Origin of the sequence: Arenibacter sp. F26102 (assembly GCF_023015865.1) — a bacterium.
Classification (GTDB): domain Bacteria; phylum Bacteroidota; class Bacteroidia; order Flavobacteriales; family Flavobacteriaceae; genus Arenibacter.
Genome location: NZ_JALKBC010000001.1, coordinates 299,706 through 319,690 on the forward strand (window position 1 = coordinate 299,706; position 19,985 = coordinate 319,690).

16 protein-coding genes are annotated in these 19,985 nt (G+C 39.3%); 7 read left to right on the forward strand and 9 right to left on the reverse strand.

Annotated features, from left to right (window positions below):
* Positions 1-42: 42 nt before the first annotated feature.
* Positions 43-630: a nicotinate (nicotinamide) nucleotide adenylyltransferase gene (gene nadD, locus MWU78_RS01245; RefSeq protein WP_246994213.1), complete on the forward strand. Its 588-nt coding sequence runs from the start codon at positions 43-45 to the stop codon at positions 628-630.
* 1 nt (position 631) lies between these two features.
* Here the strand turns inward: nadD and MWU78_RS01250 are convergent, their stop codons facing one another.
* The 3 genes from MWU78_RS01250 to MWU78_RS01260 form a co-directional block, all read right to left on the reverse strand.
* Positions 632-1,297, reverse strand: a complete 666-nt coding sequence (locus MWU78_RS01250) for a DUF6503 family protein (RefSeq protein WP_246994214.1) — start codon at positions 1,295-1,297, stop codon at positions 632-634.
* Positions 1,298-1,370: 73 nt separating this feature from the next.
* Positions 1,371-3,641: an inorganic phosphate transporter gene (locus tag MWU78_RS01255; protein WP_246994215.1), complete on the reverse strand. Its 2,271-nt coding sequence runs from the start codon at positions 3,639-3,641 to the stop codon at positions 1,371-1,373.
* 73 nt (positions 3,642-3,714) lie between these two features.
* Entirely contained in the window at positions 3,715-4,920 is a 1,206-nt protein-coding gene (locus MWU78_RS01260; protein WP_246994216.1) for a porin, read from the reverse strand.
* 332 nt (positions 4,921-5,252) lie between these two features.
* Between MWU78_RS01260 and dgt the strand changes: the two genes are divergently transcribed.
* Complete coding sequence (gene dgt, locus MWU78_RS01265) at positions 5,253-6,596, forward strand: dGTP triphosphohydrolase (protein ID WP_246994218.1); 1,344 nt, start codon at positions 5,253-5,255, stop codon at positions 6,594-6,596.
* Here dgt and MWU78_RS01270 read toward each other — a convergent pair.
* Positions 6,593-7,705 (reverse strand): DUF3078 domain-containing protein, encoded by a 1,113-nt coding sequence (locus MWU78_RS01270; RefSeq protein ID WP_246994220.1) that lies wholly within the window; start codon positions 7,703-7,705, stop codon positions 6,593-6,595. The two genes, dgt and MWU78_RS01270, sit on opposite strands and share 4 nt — an antisense overlap.
* A 1-nt stretch (position 7,706) precedes the next feature.
* Positions 7,707-9,485 carry a 1-deoxy-D-xylulose-5-phosphate synthase gene (locus tag MWU78_RS01275; protein ID WP_246994678.1) on the reverse strand — a complete coding sequence of 593 codons (1,779 nt, stop codon included), beginning with the start codon at positions 9,483-9,485 and terminating at the stop codon, positions 7,707-7,709.
* A gap of 152 nt (positions 9,486-9,637) precedes the next feature.
* Here MWU78_RS01275 and MWU78_RS01280 point away from each other — a divergent pair, with 152 nt between their 5' ends.
* Positions 9,638-10,087 (forward strand): nucleoside deaminase, encoded by a 450-nt coding sequence (locus MWU78_RS01280; protein ID WP_246994222.1) that lies wholly within the window; start codon positions 9,638-9,640, stop codon positions 10,085-10,087.
* A 75-nt stretch (positions 10,088-10,162) separates the two neighbouring features.
* Entirely contained in the window at positions 10,163-10,582 is a 420-nt protein-coding gene (locus MWU78_RS01285; RefSeq protein ID WP_246994224.1) for a hypothetical protein, read from the forward strand.
* A gap of 80 nt (positions 10,583-10,662) precedes the next feature.
* Here MWU78_RS01285 and MWU78_RS01290 read toward each other — a convergent pair whose 3' ends face one another.
* From MWU78_RS01290 to aspS, 4 genes are all read right to left on the reverse strand, one after another.
* Positions 10,663-10,857: a cold shock domain-containing protein gene (locus tag MWU78_RS01290; RefSeq protein ID WP_187582133.1), complete on the reverse strand. Its 195-nt coding sequence runs from the start codon at positions 10,855-10,857 to the stop codon at positions 10,663-10,665.
* Between the two features lie 93 nt (positions 10,858-10,950).
* Positions 10,951-11,202, reverse strand: coding sequence for a hypothetical protein (locus tag MWU78_RS01295; RefSeq protein ID WP_246994226.1), 252 nt, complete (start codon positions 11,200-11,202; stop codon positions 10,951-10,953).
* A 14-nt stretch (positions 11,203-11,216) separates the two neighbouring features.
* Entirely contained in the window at positions 11,217-13,010 is a 1,794-nt protein-coding gene (locus tag MWU78_RS01300) for a chloride channel protein (protein WP_246994228.1), read from the reverse strand.
* A 54-nt stretch (positions 13,011-13,064) separates the two neighbouring features.
* Positions 13,065-14,813 carry an aspartate--tRNA ligase gene (gene aspS / locus MWU78_RS01305; protein ID WP_246994229.1) on the reverse strand — a complete coding sequence of 583 codons (1,749 nt, stop codon included), beginning with the start codon at positions 14,811-14,813 and terminating at the stop codon, positions 13,065-13,067.
* Positions 14,814-14,992: 179 nt separating this feature from the next.
* Here aspS and MWU78_RS01310 point away from each other — a divergent pair, with 179 nt between their 5' ends.
* The 3 genes from MWU78_RS01310 (at position 14,993) to MWU78_RS01320 (ending at position 19,829) form a co-directional block, all read left to right on the forward strand.
* Positions 14,993-17,965 (forward strand): SusC/RagA family TonB-linked outer membrane protein, encoded by a 2,973-nt coding sequence (locus tag MWU78_RS01310; protein ID WP_246994230.1) that lies wholly within the window; start codon positions 14,993-14,995, stop codon positions 17,963-17,965.
* A 17-nt stretch (positions 17,966-17,982) separates the two neighbouring features.
* Complete coding sequence (locus tag MWU78_RS01315; RefSeq protein ID WP_246994231.1) at positions 17,983-19,278, forward strand: RagB/SusD family nutrient uptake outer membrane protein; 1,296 nt, start codon at positions 17,983-17,985, stop codon at positions 19,276-19,278.
* A 200-nt stretch (positions 19,279-19,478) separates the two neighbouring features.
* On the forward strand, positions 19,479-19,829 hold the full coding sequence (locus MWU78_RS01320; RefSeq protein ID WP_246994232.1) for a nicotinic acid mononucleotide adenyltransferase: 351 nt from the start codon (positions 19,479-19,481) through the stop codon (positions 19,827-19,829).
* Positions 19,830-19,985 lie beyond the last annotated feature (156 nt).

Genomic DNA, 19,985 nt, shown 5'->3' on the forward strand with positions numbered 1-19,985 from the left:
TTAGAATAATTCATTGAAAAATGATGCTGAATCAAGTTTCGCATGAATAAAAAAATAGGACTTTATTTCGGCACTTTTAATCCAATTCATATTGGGCATTTGGTGATTGCCAATCATATGGTGGAATTTTCCGACCTGGACGAAGTCTGGTTCGTGGTAACGCCTCAAAGTCCCTTTAAAACCAAAAAGACCCTACTGGACAATCATCACCGTTATCAGTTGGTAGTAGAGGCTACTCAGGATTATCCCAAATTGAAACCGAGTAAAATAGAGTTTGATCTTCCCCAACCTAATTATACAGTGACTACCCTAGCTTATTTACAGGAAAAATATGATGTTGATCATGATTTCTGTTTGATTATGGGGGAGGACAATTTAAAAGGCTTGCACAAATGGAAGAACTATGAGGTTATTCTGGAAAATCATACCATTTATGTCTACCCTAGGATTTCTGAAGGAAAAGTAGATCACAGCTTTAAGGACCATCCAAAGATACAGCACGTTGCCGCCCCAATCATGGAAATATCATCTACTTTCATAAGGGCGCAACATAAATTGGGCAAAAATGTGAGACCCTTGCTGCCAGAAAGCGTTTGGAAGTATATGGATGAAATGAATTTTTATAGATAATTTAATTGGTGTTTTTATCTAAGACATCCGTTCCTAAATATTGATCGTTTTTATTGTAGTACCATGCCCTGGTCTTCGGCATTTTAATGCCGCTTATAATCTCTACGCCCGAAAGTATAATGTATTCGCCGTCATTTTTGGATTCATCATGGAAAAACTGATAGATTTCCATGGTATATGTCCTAGGGTCAAAATAAAAATACCAAGTATCTGTACCAACTTCTTGGGTGTATGTCACTTTTAGTCTTAAATACTCCTTGTTTTTGAAAGTTTTGGTTTCTGCACGGGACTCAATAATGGTTCCAGGATCTTTTAATTTCATGGGTAGGCCATAGAGATAGGTGTAATAGTCCTTCATCTTTTTGGTCCGTTCACAAGAGATATTATGGGCTGCTTTATCGGCATCTGAAATATCTGCATTTCCATTGAGGGTTAATAGGCAATTACCGTTAAGCATAGTTTGTTCTATGAGCTTACCCTCCTTATTTGTCGTCAATTTAAATTTGGAGGCGGGCAGATCAATTGCTATGCTACTTATTCTTTTATCCCCTTTTGGGGATTCCATACTTACCGTAAAAGTCCCTTTAAAAGTATCCCAATTGCCGTTGGGATCATGATGGGCAATAGCTTTTTCCAGAAGTTCAAAACCTGTTAAGTATTGACTCATACCACATGTGGTATGAGTCAAAATATATAATCAGGAATAGGTACTTCATTCAATCGTTATATTGTCATTGACCTTATTGTGCCTCCAATTTTGCAGGTTTAACCGTACTATCATGCTCCTTGTAGTAAAGTTCCAAAAGATTCATAGTGGCGTTGATGAAATCTTTGGTCTCCAAAAGAAAGGTAAAGTACAAGGTGGTATTTTTTGGACTGGATTCTTCTGTACGTGTCCTCGCTATTTGTTTTTCAATTTTTTGTGAAACCATATCCAAGAGTTCTTCTTTGCTGGCAAAAATGATACCAATACGATTAAAGGATCGAGTTTCAAAAGCCGCTTTTGTAGCACTTAGCAATTTTTGTAATTCAAGATCTATTTCCTTTAGCTCTTTTATCTGGTTATATTTTAGTTTTTTATGATTATTGTGGATGTGCTTATGGCTTATTTTGTTTAGATATTCCAAAGATTGCGCCATATCCTGCAAATACCCTAATATGGTTATATATAGATTACTTGCGCCTACACTGGCATCATCCAAATTCTTTATAAAATAGAAAATATGATCCCTTAATTCATCTATTTCATCGGAGAGTTTACCAACACCCTTTTTATTCTTTTTCAGAAGCTCCAAATCTTGCTTTGCAAGGCCATCTATGATGTTGGTGTATATTTTATTGCTTCTTTTTGCAACGTTGGAAATATTGTCCGCACTTTCCTCGATCACCCCTTGGATAGAGCTGCTTTCGGCTTTTCTTAGACTATCTTCCGCTTTTATTTCCTTGGATTTTTTGTTGTGTGAAATGTAGTTTCTTACAAGCAATAACACCGCAAGCAATAATAATACAGCGACCATGGACGGAACATGGATATTGATAAGGGAAACAATGACGGCGGCAGAGACAAAGGCGATAATGGCCGTAAAGAACCAACCTCCAATAACATTCAATACCCCTGCAACTCGGTAAACTGCACTTTCTGCCCCCCAAGCCCTATCGGCCAAAGATGAACCCATTGCGACCATGAAAGTAACATATGTGGTAGACAACGGTAATTTGTAAGATGTGGCCAAGGAAATCAATATACCGGCAACCATTAAATTAACAGAAGCCCTTACCATATCAAAAGCTGGCATTTCAAAAGTTTTATCCTTGGAAAGGGATATAACGGGCTTTTTAAAGTTGGAATCTATTCTTTCCTGTAATGATTTTGGTAAAATCGCTGATGTAACCGAGGATAGCATCATGGCCGATCTTACGATTCCTCTGGACAGGAAATTTGGCTGAAAGCGTTCCTTGGATTCACCTTCCCTGGATAGGTTAATTTCTGTTTGGGTTACATAACGTGCTTTTTTGGAAAACCATAGGGTAAGAACCATGACCATTCCCGCTAAGAACAATAAAACAGTAGGGGTAGGGACCTTTTCGGCCAATACGGTCATACTAAATTCATTTGCTGGAATACCGGAGGCCTGCCAGGCTTCAAAAGACTGCCATGCGGCAATTGGGACTCCTATAAAGTTAACCAGGTCGTTCCCGGCAAAAGCAAGTGCCAAGGCAAATGTTCCTACTATGATAATAAGTTTATAAACGTCGTATTTCAATACCACCGAAATAATATAAGAGAGCATGGTCCAAAGCACTAAGCTTCCTATAATAATGGTTCCGGTATTGTTTTTAATATAATCAAGAACATCTTCACTTACGAAAGTGGCACCTTTTAGACCTTTAATTAGGATGAAATAGGTGATCGCTGTCAAGGCAATACCTCCGAAGAGGGCTCCAATGATCTTAGCCTTTTTTCTAAAGTCGAAAGACAGTAGAATACGGGAGAGATATTGCACCAAGGCTCCTATGGAAAAGGCAATTACAACGGATAGCAAAATGCCCAAAATAATTTCTGTAGCCTTTGAAGTGTTTATATAATTGTAAATATCAATATAATCACCCCCACTTGAGGCTATTTTAATAAAGGACATGGCGACCGAGGCCCCCAAAAGTTCAAAAACAATGGATACTGTTGTAGAGGTAGGCATCCCGACTGTATTGAAAAAATCCAATAACAAGATGTCGGTTATCATAACCGCCATGAAAATTATCATAATCTCGCTGAACATGAACTCACCGGGATGAAAGATACCCTTTCTGGCGACCTCCATCATACCACTGGAAAAAATGGCACCTATGGCTATACCCAAACTGGCCACGATCATTATAGTCCTAAAGGAAATGGCTTTGGAGCCAATCGCGGAATTTAAAAAGTTTACGGCGTCATTACTAACTCCAACTACTAAATCTGCTATTGCCAAGAAGGCAAGTGCAATAATCATTAATAAATATAAATTGTCCATTATCTTATAAAAATAGTTTGCAAATATCTAAAGTCTCTAGGTTCGTAACGTTATCTTAAGGTTATATTTTTTGCTAAAAATGCACGTCCAGTTGTAGTCTATACATCAATTCATCAGGGCCATTCCCAACAGAAAGATAACTAATATCTGTTTGCACCTTTAATTTGTGGCCAACAATATATTTGGAAAGCCCCAAGGTATATTGATTTTCTGGATTTTCACCAGTAATATTGTTGTTTAATTCTACGTTTGTGTATCTCCCCGAAATCTCCAAATTGTTGTTAAAAAGATATCCTGTTTGCAGATTTAATCCATGCCCCACTTGAACCACATCCCCGGTCAGGGAGCCGTCTATATTTCTGGCAAATGGGTCATCGGCATCCCTGTGGGCGTATTCTGCCATGAAGGAGAATCCGTTGTATTTAAACATGGCATCCAAGAACAGGGTGTTTATGTTGGTTTTGTGAAATCCGTAATCGGTTACCATATAATTTCCTTGGCTACCTCTGGTCTTTACAGCATTAAGATTTAAGTTGTAAGTAGCTGCCAACATTAGTTTTGGGGATTTTTCCCTTTTTAAATCGGCACCGCTGTATTCGTCACCGCCCTTGAATTCACCAAATGGAAGTAATTCCAAACGTCCGCTGTACTGATGCCCACCTAAGTTTCCAGTGGTGACGTTTCTACCTTCACCTTGAGAAATGGAGATTATTTCCCTTATTAAAAATGTATCCGATAGGTTGGAGAAGTGTCTAAGCTGTATGCCCATGTCCCTGTCCAAGGTAAACTGGCCATTCAACAAGGAGCGATCTACCATTTGAAGGTTTCCGGAGGAAATAACACGTTCCATGTTGCCAGGGAGTTTGGTTTGGCCTACCCAAAGTTCAAAATTTTGATAAAAATTCCACATTACTACCGCATCCAATATATATCGTGGAGCGTCGCTTGTGTATTGGGAGCCACCGGAAATATCCCGATTGGATAAACCCAATTCAAGTTTGTAACTAAGTTTAGGGGAATAGACAAATCCATCAAATTTTAACCTTGCCCTTCTGATCAGCGCATTAAAATGAGGGTCGGTAAAATCTCCGTTCGAATTTTCCGTCCAAGTTGTGCTACTCAAAAATTGCATTCTAGCAGCAATCTTTGCACTCCATGTACTATCCTTGCCCATTAAATTAAAAAGACCCTTGCCAAATTCGGGGGCATTGGTTTCTTGGGAATAAGATGTTAAAAATGAGCACATTATTAGCCCAATGGCTAAGCATTTCATTTTCATAATATATTAGTTTTTGTCGAGCACAAAGAACCAACATATGTGTTAATTTAATGTTAACTTAGAAACAATATTACTTTAAATAAAAAAGCTACCTTGGCCAGAGGTAGCTTTCGATTTCAAATCAATAGTCGACAAAAACTAATAGTTAAAATGAAACCAAAGTAGTCTTAAGACAAGTGCTAAGATGGTGAATACTAATAAGTCCATTGTAATCTTAAGTTTAACTTATTGTTAAAATTTAGGCTGATGATTTTGGGATCTGGAATGTGTGCAAGGGTTTTATTATGTGTTGAATTTCTAAAAATGTATCTTGCGGCAATTAAATTTAGAACATGAATTGGGAACAACTTCTATCATTAAAACGCTTTGGTGATACCCACAAAAGAATAAGAAAGGAACAGGATGAAACTCGATTGGGTTTTGAAGTGGATTATGATAGGGTGATATTTTCTGCAGCCTTTAGGAGTCTACAGGACAAGACCCAGGTAATACCCTTGTCCAAAACCGATTTTGTCCATACCCGACTTACCCATAGCTTGGAAGTCTCTGTAGTGGGGAGAAGCCTCGGTAGGATTGCCGGAAAGAAAATTTTGGAAAGACATCCCTATCTTAGTGAGGTACATGGATATAGGTTTAATGATTTTGGGGCCATAGTGGCCGCTGCAGCATTGGCCCATGATATAGGAAATCCTCCCTTTGGGCATAGCGGTGAAAAGGCTATTGGGGAATATTTTAAAACGGGAAAAGGCCAACAATTCAAGGAAGTCTTGACTCAAAAGGAATATCAGGATATTATAGATTTCGAAGGCAATGCCAATGGTTATAAGTTGTTAACGGAGACCCGAAAAGGAGTAGAAGGTGGATTGCGACTAAGTTATGCCACACTAGGCGCTTTTATGAAATACCCAAAGGAATCATTGCCCAAAAGACCTACAAGGCATATTGCGGATAAGAAATTTGGGTTTTTTCAGCAAGACGTTGTTTCTTTTAAGGAATTAGCCTTGGAATTGGGATTGGAATCAAGGGGCAAAGGAGAGGATGTAGGTTTTTGTCGACACCCACTTACCTTCTTGGTGGAGGCTGCGGATGATATTTGTTATACTATTATAGATTTTGAGGACGGAATCAATTTAGGGCTTATTTCAGAGGATTATGCTTTGGAATACTTAATTAAGTTGGTAAAGGACAGTATCAATATAAAAAAGTATAATGAGTTGGTCTATATGGAAGATCGACTGAGCTATTTAAGGGCTTTGGCTATCAATACCTTGATTTCGGATGCCATTGCCATTTTTATTGAAAACGAGGAAGCTATCTTAAAAGGGGAATTCTCGGTTTCCTTAATGGAAAAAAGTAAGTTCAAGGCACAAATCGAGGACATTCTTAAATTAAGTGTGCAGAAGATATATCAGTCCCAAGAAGTAATTGAAAAAGAAATAGCCGGTTATAAGATAATCTCGGATATTTTGGATGTGTACACCACGGCTTTGATCCGGGAAAAGGAGGGAAACAGTTCCAATTACGACCGATTAATGATTTCTACATTGCCCGAATCCTATAGGGAAACTACAGATTCTATATATCCCATTCTCTTGAATACCTGCTGTTATGTAGCCAGTTTATCGGATAGTGCAGCAGTGCATATCCATAATAAAATTATGGGAAGACAGCTTTAGAAGTCATATACCAGACCAACCCCCAGTAATTGTTTAAATTGAATTTTGCGTTTACCCGGGGTAGTAACGGTTCCGTCTGTGGCTTTTACCTCGTCGAATATAATATCGTGGTCATATAGAACATGGGTGCCTATGGAGGCCTTTACGTATTTGTTTACTGTTAGGTCCAAGTTTAATTCCCAGTCCACATCAATATTTCCAAAATTCTTCACGTAGTCCGAGTATAATTGTAGTCTATGATTTAATTTCACATTATCATAAACTACAGTTTCCCAACTATTGGAGACCAGAAAACCGAATTCGAGATAAACGTTTTCGCCCTCCTTTATGATATTGCCATCCGTATCTACCAGTGCTTTTTGAACTCCAAATGCACCACCGTTTGCTAAGGTTTGGTCCAATACAAAGGTAGATTTGAAAGTAAGCGGGGCCAGACGCAGGTTGAATTTCTTACCTTCTGGAATATAGGATGTACCAGCTCCCAATAGGGCATAGCCTGGAGCCATAAATCTAGAAATTGGTTTATCCCGATTGGGGTATTTGTAACCATTGGAGAACTGTGTTCTAAATTCGGCGCTGGCAGAATAATACCAATTGCTTATGGTGTCCCTTCTAAAGGCAAAGGTGGAGGAAAACCGCAGTGCGTCATCGGACTTCCTTAATTTAAATCCTTCCTGGGCATTAAGGCCATATCGGATATCCAAATTGTTGTTTAATTGAACGTATCGAAATTTATAATTTCGAACAAATTTAGCGCTGGCCAAACCGGAAATGGAATTGTTTCCCCCTGCATTCCAGTTTACAAAGGCTACCTCACTAAAATTAAATCCAAGTTTATTCTCCTTTTCCCAGAATGAAGGAATACTGAACCGCCTGTATTTTTCTTCCAAAGGTTTGGTGCGCTTAAAGGAAACAACAGGGTTGGTTAGGTCCGCACCCCGGGGAATATATTTTATTTTGTCCTGCAAGGTCCTTATTACAATGGTATCTATACGCATGGAATCCACTTGGGTGGAATCCGGAGCTTGTGGTGCAGGTATAGTATCTTGGGCAAATAAAAAATTAAAATTTAGAAACAGAAGGACAATAATGAAAATTTTACCGTACATGCTAATCAGAATTCAAAAGGTTGTTAATATAATTTTTTAAGGTCGATATATCTATTTTAGCCATTTTTTGGAGCTCTTCCACTGTTCCCTGCTCAATAAAAACATCTTCCACACCAAAAATTTTAATGGGAACAAAACTATGGATCTCGTTTGCATATTCCAAAATTGCACTTCCGAATCCACCTATTTTGCAACCATCCTCTATGGTGATGACCTGCTCATAGGTAGAGAATATTTTGTTCAACATAACAGTGTCCAAAGGTTTTACAAATCGCATGTTGTAATGACCAATAAGGTTATTGTCTTTAAGGCTTTTCAGCAAACTGCCCACCATATTCCCAATATGACCGATCGAAAGTACCGCAATTTTCGTTCCTTTTTTTAATTCTTGTGCAATTCCTATCGGTATTTTATTAAAATCCTGTTTCCAATCCAGGATTACGCCTCTCCCTCTTGGATACCTTATTGCTATAGGTTGTCCCAATCCCAGTTGAGCTGTGTACATAATATCCCTGAGCTCAATTTCGTTCATGGGGGCAAAAATAATAAGATTTGGAATACATCGTAAATAGGCCATATCATAGAGGCCATGATGTGTTGCGCCATCCTGACCCACGATACCTGCACGGTCTAAACAGAATATTACCGGAAGATTCTGAAGTGCCACATCGTGGATGATCTGGTCATAGGCACGTTGCAGAAAAGTAGAGTATATATTACAAAAAGGCACCAGTCCTTCCGCTGCCATACCCCCGGCCATGGTTACCGCATGTTGTTCCGCAATACCAACGTCAAATGCCCTGTCGGGTAATTGTTCCATCATGTATTTTAAGGAGCTACCAGTGGGCATAGCCGGAGTTATACCTACAATGTTTTTATTTGTTTTAGCCAATTCCACTATGGTGTGTCCAAATACATCTTGATACTTCGGTGGCTGCTTTTCGGAATTTTTTGGTAAAAGGTCACCTGTTTCCTTATTGAATTTTCCAGGGGCGTGATACACTACTTGATTTTCCTCAGCTTTTCTGAGACCTTTTCCCTTGGTGGTTATGATATGCAGCAGTTTGGGACCTTCTATAGATTTTAGCCTATTCAATTCCTTGATTAGGGAGGCCAAATCATGGCCATCCATAGGGCCTGAATAGTTAAAATTTAAACATTCGAATATGTTTTCATCTTTTGCGGTCCCTTTTTTAACATTGGTTAGGTACTTTTTTAGGGCCCCCACGCTGGGGTCTATTCCAATGGCATTGTCATTGAGGATTATAAGGATGTTGGCATTGGTGTCCCCGGCGTGGTTAAGTCCTTCGAAGGCCATACCACTTGCAATGGATGCATCACCAATGACTGCAATATGCTGTCTATTCTTTTCGCCCTTTAACTGTGAGGCCAAAGCCATCCCTAAAATGGCCGAAATGGAAGTAGAGCTATGTCCGGTACCAAAATCATCATATGGGCTTTCAGAGCGCTTGGGAAACCCGCTTATGCCCCTTAATTGTCTGTTGGTGTTAAATGTTTCCCTACGGCCTGTCAGTATTTTGTGGCCGTAGGCCTGATGTCCCACATCCCAAATTAGTTTGTCGGTAGGGGTGTCAAAAACATAGTGTAGGGCTATTGTTAATTCCACAACTCCCAAGCTAGCCCCTAAATGTCCTTCTTTAGTGGCAACAATGTCTATTATGAACCCTCTTAATTCTTGGGCAAGTTGTATTAAATCCACTATTTCTAAGGTTCTTATATCCTTAGGGTCGTTAATATGTGGTAGAATTCCGCTGGGCATACTTAAAATGTTACGCAAAACTAAGGTATTTAAATGTTGAATTGAACATTTCTTAGGGGATCATTAATGGTTTTTAAGGAAATTTTAAACAAATGGTATTTTTTTTGTCCCTACGCCAATATTTGTTACTATTGTGCCTTAAAATGTTTCATATGATCAATCCGTTCGATGATACTTATTTCATGAAAAAAGCCTTGCAAGAGGCAGAGGCCGCTTTTGAAAAAGGGGAGGTTCCCGTAGGGGCTGTGATAGTTGTTGAGAATAGGATTATTGCCCGGGCACACAATTTAACGGAACTATTGAACGATGTTACTGCACATGCCGAAATGCAGGCTATAACCGCGGCGGCCAATTTTTTGGGCGGGAAATATCTTCACAATTGCACCCTTTATGTCACCTTGGAGCCCTGTCAAATGTGTGCAGGGGCCTTATATTGGAGTCAAATTTCGAAGATTGTTTATGCGGCAAAGGACGTGGAAAGGGGTTTTGTGGCCATGGGAACCAAAATACACCCCAAAACAGAATTGCTCAGCGGGGTTTTGGAAGAGGAAGCCTCTGAAATTCTAAAACGTTTCTTTATTCAAAAACGCAATTTGAATTAGTTAATATTTATAAAAGTTTCCACTACGCAACCATTTCACGGAATATGGGTCTAATTATATATAATCTTTTTGAATATGAAGGTTCATGGTATAATACTGTCACTGGGAATATTACTCGTTCTACTGGGTTGTACCACTGAGAATAGCCACGGAAATGAAGTACTGGTAAGAGGGAGTTGGAACCTGACTAATGTAAGTGGCGGTTTCGCAGGAGTTGATGACGATTTTGAAAAAGGGAAAATCGTTTGGGAATTCGATGCCAAGGCCGATACTTTGATGGTGGTCAATAATGACGAGTCCAATTCAATCTATAATGGCTTGCCAACAGCAACCTATACCTATTCCGTTCTACAGGAGAAAGACAAATTTTATTTAGTGGTAAATGACAAGGAGATAGGTGGAATTACAGTTGGGGAAACAAAATTGCTCTTAGATCAAAATAGTACTACTTTCGGTAGTGGTGCAGATGGATTTATTCTTGTATTTGAAAAATAGCCCGGACAATGAACCTAGGGTGCAAAAACAAAAAACCCTAGCGTTCACCAAGGTTTTCCGTTCGTTAAAAATAAATTGTATTAGCCAATTACTTGCACTTGTGCAGCAACTATTCCCTTTCGGCCTTCTTCTTCCTGGTATTCTACTTTGTCACCTTCATTAAGTTCAGTGCCGTTTAATGAAGTTGCATGAACAAAAATGTCTTTACCTGTGTCGTCGTTGGTAATGAAGCCATATCCCTTGGATTCATTATAAAATTTTACTGTTCCAATCATTGCAATGAAATTAAAATAATAATCGTTTAGATTACTAATTTATGTTTTTTTTGGCAAAATTGAATAGAATCGATTTAAAAAAAATATTAAAAATTACTGATTATCAGAGGTTTTCTTTTCCTTGTCTTGCATTTTTTTGATGTTTTCCTCCGTAAGCATATAGTCCTTCATTTTTTTGCCTTTACTGACTTTAATAAGAAATAGGGGCATGGCCACCAAAAAAATTCCTACAGTGCCAAAACCGATACATTTATCGGATAAGGCCTTATTTTCCTCGTTTATGTTAAACCCATAAATAATTGAAGCCAAGGACGCCAAAAGAATTAAAGTGATGATATACTTCATGCTCAAGATCGTATTTAAGAGGTTAAATTTATTAATTTTCTTCGATAAGCGGTCAAAAGCTTGGATTTGGAAATAAAACCGATATATTTTTCATCCTTAATAACGGGTAGGTTCCAGGCACCGCTACTTTGAAACTTCTCCATGATATCCGTCATTTTATCCTTGTCCAATTCAATTATATCCGGAGGGGTGTTCATGATGTCAACGGCCATCACTTCCTTGTACAATTTCTGATCGAACATTATGGGGCGTATATCATCCAATAAAATGATTCCAAGAAGGGTGTTATTTTCCCTGTCAATTACCGGGAATATATTTCTGTTGGATTTTACGACCGCCTCGTGCAATATTTCCCCTAGGTTCATTTCTGGATAAATAGGGATAAAATTGTCTTCAATAACCTTATCGATATCCATCAAGGTCAATACGGCATGATCCTTATCATGAGTAATTAATTCTCCTTTGCGCCCCAATTCCATGTTGTAGACAGAATGTGGGTGCACGTATTTGGTAATGGAATAAGAGATTGCAGAGGTTATCATTAGTGGGATAAATAATTCATATCCTCCTGTGACCTCGGCTATAAGGAAAATTGCAGTTAGGGGGGCGTGGAGGACTCCCGCCATTAGTCCGGCCATTCCGACCAATGTAAAGTTACTTTCAGAAACTTGGTATGGAAAAATTCCGATACTGTTTATTACTTTGGCAATGCAATTGCCCATTATACTTCCCATAAAAAGTGTTGGGGCAAAGATTCCCCCAACTCCTCCTGCTCCAAATGTCAGGGCACAGGCAATAATTTTGAAAAAAACCAATCCGGCAAGTAGGCCAATTACTACCCACACCTGTGAAAGGTCTAAATTAAAAATGTTGTTTTCCAACACTTTTTCGGGGCTTCCTTTGATTAAGTTGTTGATAACATCAAAACCTTCACCGTATAATGGGGGTACCAAATAGACCAAAATTCCAATGGCAATTCCCCCATAGAGCAACCTTTTAATAGGGGATCCTATTTTGTCGAATATTTTTTGGATACGCTCATATACTTCTGTGAAATATATGGAGGTTAGACCTGCAAACAAGCCTAGGATTATAAAGAAGGGAACGTCCGATATTATAAATTCGTCCTCAATTTTAAAGGGCAACAGTACATCGCTCCCAAAGAAAAAGTAGGATGTTATAATTCCTGAAAGGGAAGCCAAAAGCAAGGGCAACATGGAAGCAATGGTAAGGTCAAGGCTGAATACCTCAATGGCAAAAATAATGGCTGCAATTGGGGCCTTAAATATGGAAGACATGGCTCCTGCTGCGGCACAGCCTATAAGTAAACTTCTCGTGGTCTGGTTAACGTGGAACATTCTTGAAATATTGGAGCTTATTGCTGCCCCTGTTGCCACCGTGGGCCCTTCCAAACCAACAGATCCTCCAAAACCAACCGTTATGGGGGCTGTTAAGATAGATCCGAACATCTGATATTTCCGCATTATTCCCTTCATCTTGGAAATGGCAAAGAGGGTAGAGGGAATACCATGGCTCACTTTGTTGCGAATCACATATTTAATGATCAAATAAACAAGGGTAAGACCAATTATAGGGAAAACGAAATAAAAGGCGTTGTGGTAATATCTCACCAAATTACCTTCCAATAGGTGTTGAAAAAAGTGAGTTAAATTTTTAAGGACAACAGCACCAATCCCAGAAGTAAACCCAACCAAAATACTAAGGATATAAATAAATTGCCTTTGGGAGATATGTTTTGCGCGCCAAACCAAAAAGTTGTTTAGCCAGGATTTTTTTAATGCTGCCATGATTTTGAAAAAAATCCTGCTATCCAGTAAGATAGCAGGATTTTAAAGATATGTTTATAAATCCAATTTTAGATGAAGTTCCTGTAACTGAGTGTCATCTATAGGTGCAGGGGCATCGATCATGACATCGCGGCCACTATTGTTTTTTGGAAAAGCAATAAAGTCCCGTATAGTTTCCTGTCCACCTAAAATGGCCACCAATCTATCCAGGCCAAAAGCCAGGCCTCCATGGGGAGGGGCGCCATATTGAAAGGCATCCATTAGAAACCCAAATTGTGCCTTTGCCTCCTCTGGGCTAAAGCCAAGATGTCTTAACATTGTGGCCTGTATTTGTTTATCATGAATACGTATGGATCCTCCACCAATTTCATTGCCATTTAACACTAGATCGTAAGCATTGGCCTTTACTGCTCCTGGGTCGGTATCCAATAACTCCAACTGTCCCGGTTTTGGTGAGGTAAAGGGATGGTGCATGGCATGGTAATGACCCGTTTCCTCATCCAGTTCCAATAATGGAAAATCTATTACCCAAAGAGGAGCAAATTCATCTTTTTTGCGCAGTCCCAAACGTTCTGCCATTTCCATTCTAAGTGCACTTAATTGAGTCCTGGTTTTATTGGTGTCTCCGGACAGTACGCATATTAAATCGCCAGGTTTTGCTCCAGTGGCTTCTGCCCATTTCGCAAGGTCGGCCTGGTCATAAAATTTATCGACCGAAGACTTAAAGGAACCATCTTCATTGTATTTGGCATAGACCATACCTTTTGCCCCTATTTGTGGTCGACGGACCCAGTCTACAAGGGCGTCAATTTCTTTTCTGGTAAAGCTAGCAGCTCCCGGAATGGCGATACCTACTACCAATTCTGCCTCGTTAAAAATGCTAAAATCCTTATGTTGGGCACAGGCGTTAAGCTCGCCGAATTCCATTCCAAAACGGATATCCGGCTTGTCGTTGCCATATTTCTGCATGGCGTCATCGTAGGTCATTCTTGGGAATTTGTCCACGCTAACCCCTTTTATTTCCTGTAAAAGATGTCTGGTAAGTCCTTCAAAGACATTTAGGATATCTTCCTGTTCCACAAATGCCATCTCACAATCTATTTGGGTAAATTCGGGTTGTCTATCCGCTCTAAGATCTTCGTCCCTAAAGCATTTTACGATCTGGAAGTACTTATCCATTCCCCCAACCATCAATAACTGCTTAAATGTTTGTGGTGATTGTGGCAAGGCATAAAACTGACCTTCGTTCATTCTACTGGGCACCACAAAATCACGGGCACCCTCTGGCGTGGATTTGATCAAATATGGTGTTTCAACTTCAATAAAACCTTGGTCGGATAGATGTTTCCTGACCTCTATGGCTACTTTATGCCGAAATATTAAGTTGTTTTTGACGGGATTTCTTCGAATATCCAGATATCGGTATTTCATGCGGATGTCTTCGCCACCATCTGTCTGGTCTTCTATGGTAAAAGGGGGGGTTAAGGATTTATTGAGTATTTTGATCTCCGATACCAATACCTCCACATTTCCAGTAGGAATATTTGGATTTTTAGAGGTCCTTTCAATAACAGTTCCCTTAACTTGTATTACATATTCACGACCAAGGGATCTTGCAATTTCCATAATCTCTTTGGAGGAGCGTTCCTCATCAAAAATCAACTGGGTAATTCCGTATCGGTCGCGTAAATCGGCCCATATCACAAAACCTTTGTCCCTAACCGTTTGTACCCATCCAGATAAGGTAACCTGTTCCTGTTGATGGGCTTCCCGTAATTCACCGCAATTATGACTTCTATACATCTTTTTGTTTCATCTATGAAAAGGCAAATGTAAGAAGTAATAGGGTAAGCTGAAAAAAATATCTTCAATTAGGAAATTCGAAATATTGGCTGTGATATTTTACTATATTCTAAAAATTTTTAGAGAATATTAACAAAACTTAAGTATTTTAGTATATAATTCTAACGAAACTTACTAATATGAAACAGAAATTAATTAAGAAAAACATGTTCTTATTTTTTTTAATGGCACCTCTGCTATTGGTAGCTCAGGGAGTTGTTAATGGAAAGGTAACAGACGCTGGCCTTGGAGATCCACTTCCAGGGGTAAATGTGGTAATTAAAGGGACCACGACAGGTACTACCTCGGATTTTGATGGTAATTATGAAATCTCAGTGGATAATTTCCCGACTACCTTGGTGTTTTCATCCTTGGGATATGCCTTAAGGGAAATACAGGTAACTGGACCAACTACCTTAAATGTTGCTATGGAGGAATCGGCAACAGGTTTGGAGGAAGTAGTGGTAACAGGATTGGCAACATCGGTTAAACGGAGTAATTCTGCCAATGCAGTTGCTACGGTATCCGCAGATGAATTAACGGGAAGAACCCCACCTCAAACCTTGGATGGAGCCTTGGCCGGTAAATTTGCAGGAGCACAAATTACAGCGGCTTCCGGGGCCCCGGGTGGTGGTATGTCGGTAAAATTAAGAGGGGTAACCTCTATAAATGGACAGGGTCAGCCATTATATATTATAGATGGGGTCTATGTGAATAACAACAGTGTCTTTGCTGGTGGTTTAAATGAGATATCCAACGCCGCTGGTGGTGGCGCCTCCTCAACCGATTCACAGGACAACGCGTCAAATAGGATTGCTGATATTAACCCGGACGACATTCAGAACATTGAAATATTGAAAGGAGCTTCGGCCTCAGCAATTTACGGTTCTAGGGCAGCCGCTGGTGTAATCATTATTACTACCAAAAAAGGGAAAGCAGGGAAAACAAAAATTAATTTTTCCCAGGCCTTGGGATTTAATGAAGCTGTCAACCTCTTGGGGCAAAGAAATTGGACTGCTGCATTGGCAGAAAGTGTTTACGAGGAAGGTGCATTATATACCGCAGCTGAATCCGCAGGTAGACTGCGGGATTATGAGAAGGAGATTTATGGGGAAAAGGGCTTTATTACAAATACTAATTTAAGTATTTCAGGTGGGTCGGATAAAACCTCCTTTTTTGGCAGTTTTACCAACAACGAGGAAGATGGTATTGTAAAAAGGACAGGAGCATCCAAACAATCACTTAGGTTAAATGTTGATCACAGGATAACAGACGATATTAAATTGTCCTTAACTGGAAATTATTTGGAGTCAAGTGCGGACAGGGGGTTCTTTAATAATGATAATTCCAATACCACTATAGGTGTTTCCTTATTGTTTACCAGGCCTTGGGATTATTTGTTGCCAGATGCCGATGGCAATTATCCCGATCATCCAGCCAATTCATCCAATCAGATCCATACTCGAGATGTTATGACGAACAATGAATCGGTTAGCCGTTTAATTGCCGGTGGATCCTTGGATGTAAATTTGTTCAAGAATGAAAATCAAAGTTTAAAGATGATTTTAAAGGCAGGACTGGATACCTACACTCTTAAAACTACGGTTTTTTTCCCTCGGGAATTACAGTTTATGAGTCCGGCAGTAGGAGGAGTGGACGGATTGTCATCTGATGGTACAACGCAGAATACAGATGCCAATTTTTCAGGTTTTCTGGTACATAATTTCCGTACAGATAATGAACTTAGCTTTACTACCCAAGCAGGGGTAACCAATGAGCAGTTTTCTCAAAATACGGTTAGGGTAACCTCAACGGGTTTAATAGCTTCTGAACAAAATGTGGATCAAGCGGCCAATGTTAAGGTTGATCAATTTAGGTTGGAACAGGAAGATGCCGGATTTTTTGTTCAGGAAGAGGTTAACTTTCAAGATAAAATAGTAGGAACGCTGGGGATAAGGGGAGATAAATCCTCAAACAACGGTGATGCCAATAAGCTATTTTATTACCCTAAGGCTTCCGCAGCAGTGAATATTCACAATTTCGATTTTTGGAATCTGGAGCAGGTAAATCAGATCAAGGTTCGTGCGGCTTATGGGGAAGCGGGTAACTTCGCGCCTAATGGGGCACTTTTTACGACTTATATAAACTCTTTGATTAATGGGAATGTGGGGATAATAACTCCGACTACTCTTGGAGATCCGTCCATACAACCTGAAAGACAAAAAGAATTGGAACTTGGATTGGATGCAGGGTTTTTTAATAACAAGGTAACCTTGGAATTTACTTGGTATAACAAGAAAGTGGAAGACCTGATTCTCCAAGCGGATAACGAACCCTCTTCGGGCTATACTTTCCGTTGGGCCAATGCCGGTGCCCTGGAAAATAAAGGAGCTGAAATAGGAATAAATGTCAATGCCTTTGACATAGAGGACTTTTCTTGGGATTCAGGAATCAGTTGGTTTAAAAATAAATCTGAGATTACCAAATTAACGGTGGCTTCCTTTGATACGCAAGGTTTTGGTACGGGCCTGGGCACATTTAGAATTGAAGAGGGCAAAAGTGCTACCCAAATTGTTGGGAATGACGAAAATGGCAATGTAGTAGCATTAGGAGATGCAGAGCCGGATTTTCAAATGTCATTCAATAATAATTTCAAATACAAGGATTTCACTTTGTCTTTTTTATGGCATTGGAAAAAAGGTGGTGACAATGTAAACCTTAGTAGGTTGCTTTCAGATTTCGGAGGAACAAGTGCTGATTACGATGAGATTTCACTAGACCCTTCAGGTGACTCGAACAATGGAGACTATAGAATAGGTGCCTTTTTGGGTGGTTTTGCTGGTCCTTTTGTGGAAGACGCTTCTTATTTGAAATTGAGGGAGATAGGGTTGTATTACAATCTTCCCGAAAATACACTCCAAAAACTTTTTAAGGGGAATGTCTCCAATGTAAAAATTGGTCTTTCAGGCCATAATATCATTAATATTTTTGATTATAACAGTTATGATCCAGAGGTTTCAAATTTTGGTTCAGGAGCTGCAGGGATAGGAATTGAAGTAGCACCATTTCCATCGTCCAAAAGATTTATGTTTCACTTATCAGTTGGACTATAACATTTAAAAATAATAATATGAAAATCACAAATAAATTAAAAGTTCTATTTATGACCTTAATCGGATTGCTGGTTTTTGGTTGTACCATTGAAGATGGGAAAGATTTAAACGGTCCGGCAACCTCAACTGTCTCTGAAGGGGTGTCCAGAACTGAACTTCCTCAGGTGGTATCTGGAATATTGGCCGATATGCGAGATCGTCTAAACACTCAGATAGATGTTATATCTGTTGTTGGACGGGATTATTGGAGGCATCAGAGTTCCGACCCCAGATGGACGGGTGATCTTATGACAGGGGTATTGGATGATAACGCCTTTTATCTTACTACACCTTATGCAGCTCGTTATGCCGTAGTAAAGGAATGTAATCAATTGTTACAAGGATTGGAAAATTCCGATCCAAACTTAACCACAGAAAATTGGTCGGATAGTGAACAAGGTGCCATTAGAGGATTTGCCAATACCTTTAAAGCATATGAGTTATTATCCGTACTTAATATGTTATACCAGAATGGAATACGCACTGATGTGGCCGATCCGGATAATTTAGGTGGATTTGAGGGTTACGACGCCGCCTTGACAACTATTATTGGGTTATTAAATTCAGCTGCTACTGATTTGGCTGCCGGCGGGGATGTTTCCCCTAACACCTTGGGAGTGTCCTATTTGGAATTTAATAGGGCATTAACTGCTAGGGCTGCGGCCTATCAGGGGAATTATTCTCTTGTGCTAAGCGCTTTGGAGGATTCCTTTATGGATTTTTCAGGTGATATGTATCTGGGTGCTTATTACCAGTTTTCAGCTGCAGGATCAGATGAATTGAACCAGTTATTTTTTGCCTTAAACTCCACTGGGGCCAATGCGAGAATTGCACATCCCGATTTTGTTAGTTCCGCAGAAGCGGGTGATAGTCGAAAGGGAAAAGCGGTTAAGAGAACTAGTGGAGAACTTAATATTGGAGGATTGACCCCAGGAACGCATGATGTTTATATTTATAAATCCAGCACGGATCCCGTTGCAATGATTAGGAATGAGGAGCTTATTTTGTTATACGCAGAAGCGAATATGGTAGATAATCCGGGTGAGGCAGAAATGGCAATCAACGTAGTGAGAGATGCCGCTGGACTTGATCCTGTTGTTCCAGGTACAGTAGACGAGGACCGGCTTTTGTATGAAAGAAGATATTCTTTATTCGCAGAGGGACATCGCTGGATAGATTTAAGAAGATTTGATAGATTGGATGAGCTTGTAATAGATAGAGCAGGGGATAATATAGTTACCCAATTTCCTATCCCTCAGAATGAAGGCCAATAGGTAAACAGGTTAAAATACCAATTGGATGAATTTAAATTAAACTCCCTATTTCAGGGAGTTTTTTTATTAGTAAGCAATTGAAGCACAGAAAAACAACTATCTAATGTAAATTTAATGTTAACTAAATGTATCTTTTTCGTAAAATATATGTATCTTTATTTCGTTAAGAGATTATTGATAAATATAAAATCCCAAATAAAATGAAAGGAATAACACTAATTTTTGCACTAATATTTTCAGTTGTTATCAACGCACAAGATATAAAACCCGTTTTTGAACAAGATGGTGAAATGCTAAAGGCCACTTATTACCACGACAATGGAGTAGTTTCCCAAGAGGGTCAATTTCTAAATGGAAAACTTCATGGAGAATGGAAGATGTTTGGTGAAGATGGAAGAAAAATTGCCATGGGAGAATATACCGAAGGAAAGAAAACAGGAAAATGGTTCTTCTGGGATGCTAAAAAACTAAAAGAAGTAGATTTTGTGGATAGTAAAATTGCCAATGTTACCGAATGGAACAGTGCTGGTCAATTGGCGGTCAATAAATAATAAATTTTTTTTTGAATCGGAAACCCGGCGATATTCGTCGGGTTTTCTTGTTTATAATATGGAGCGACTCGAGTTTAAAATTGGTGTAGTTTTAGTGGTTATCTCCAAAGTCAAAATATCGCATAAAAAAAGAGGCTGCCTTTTTAGACAGCCTCT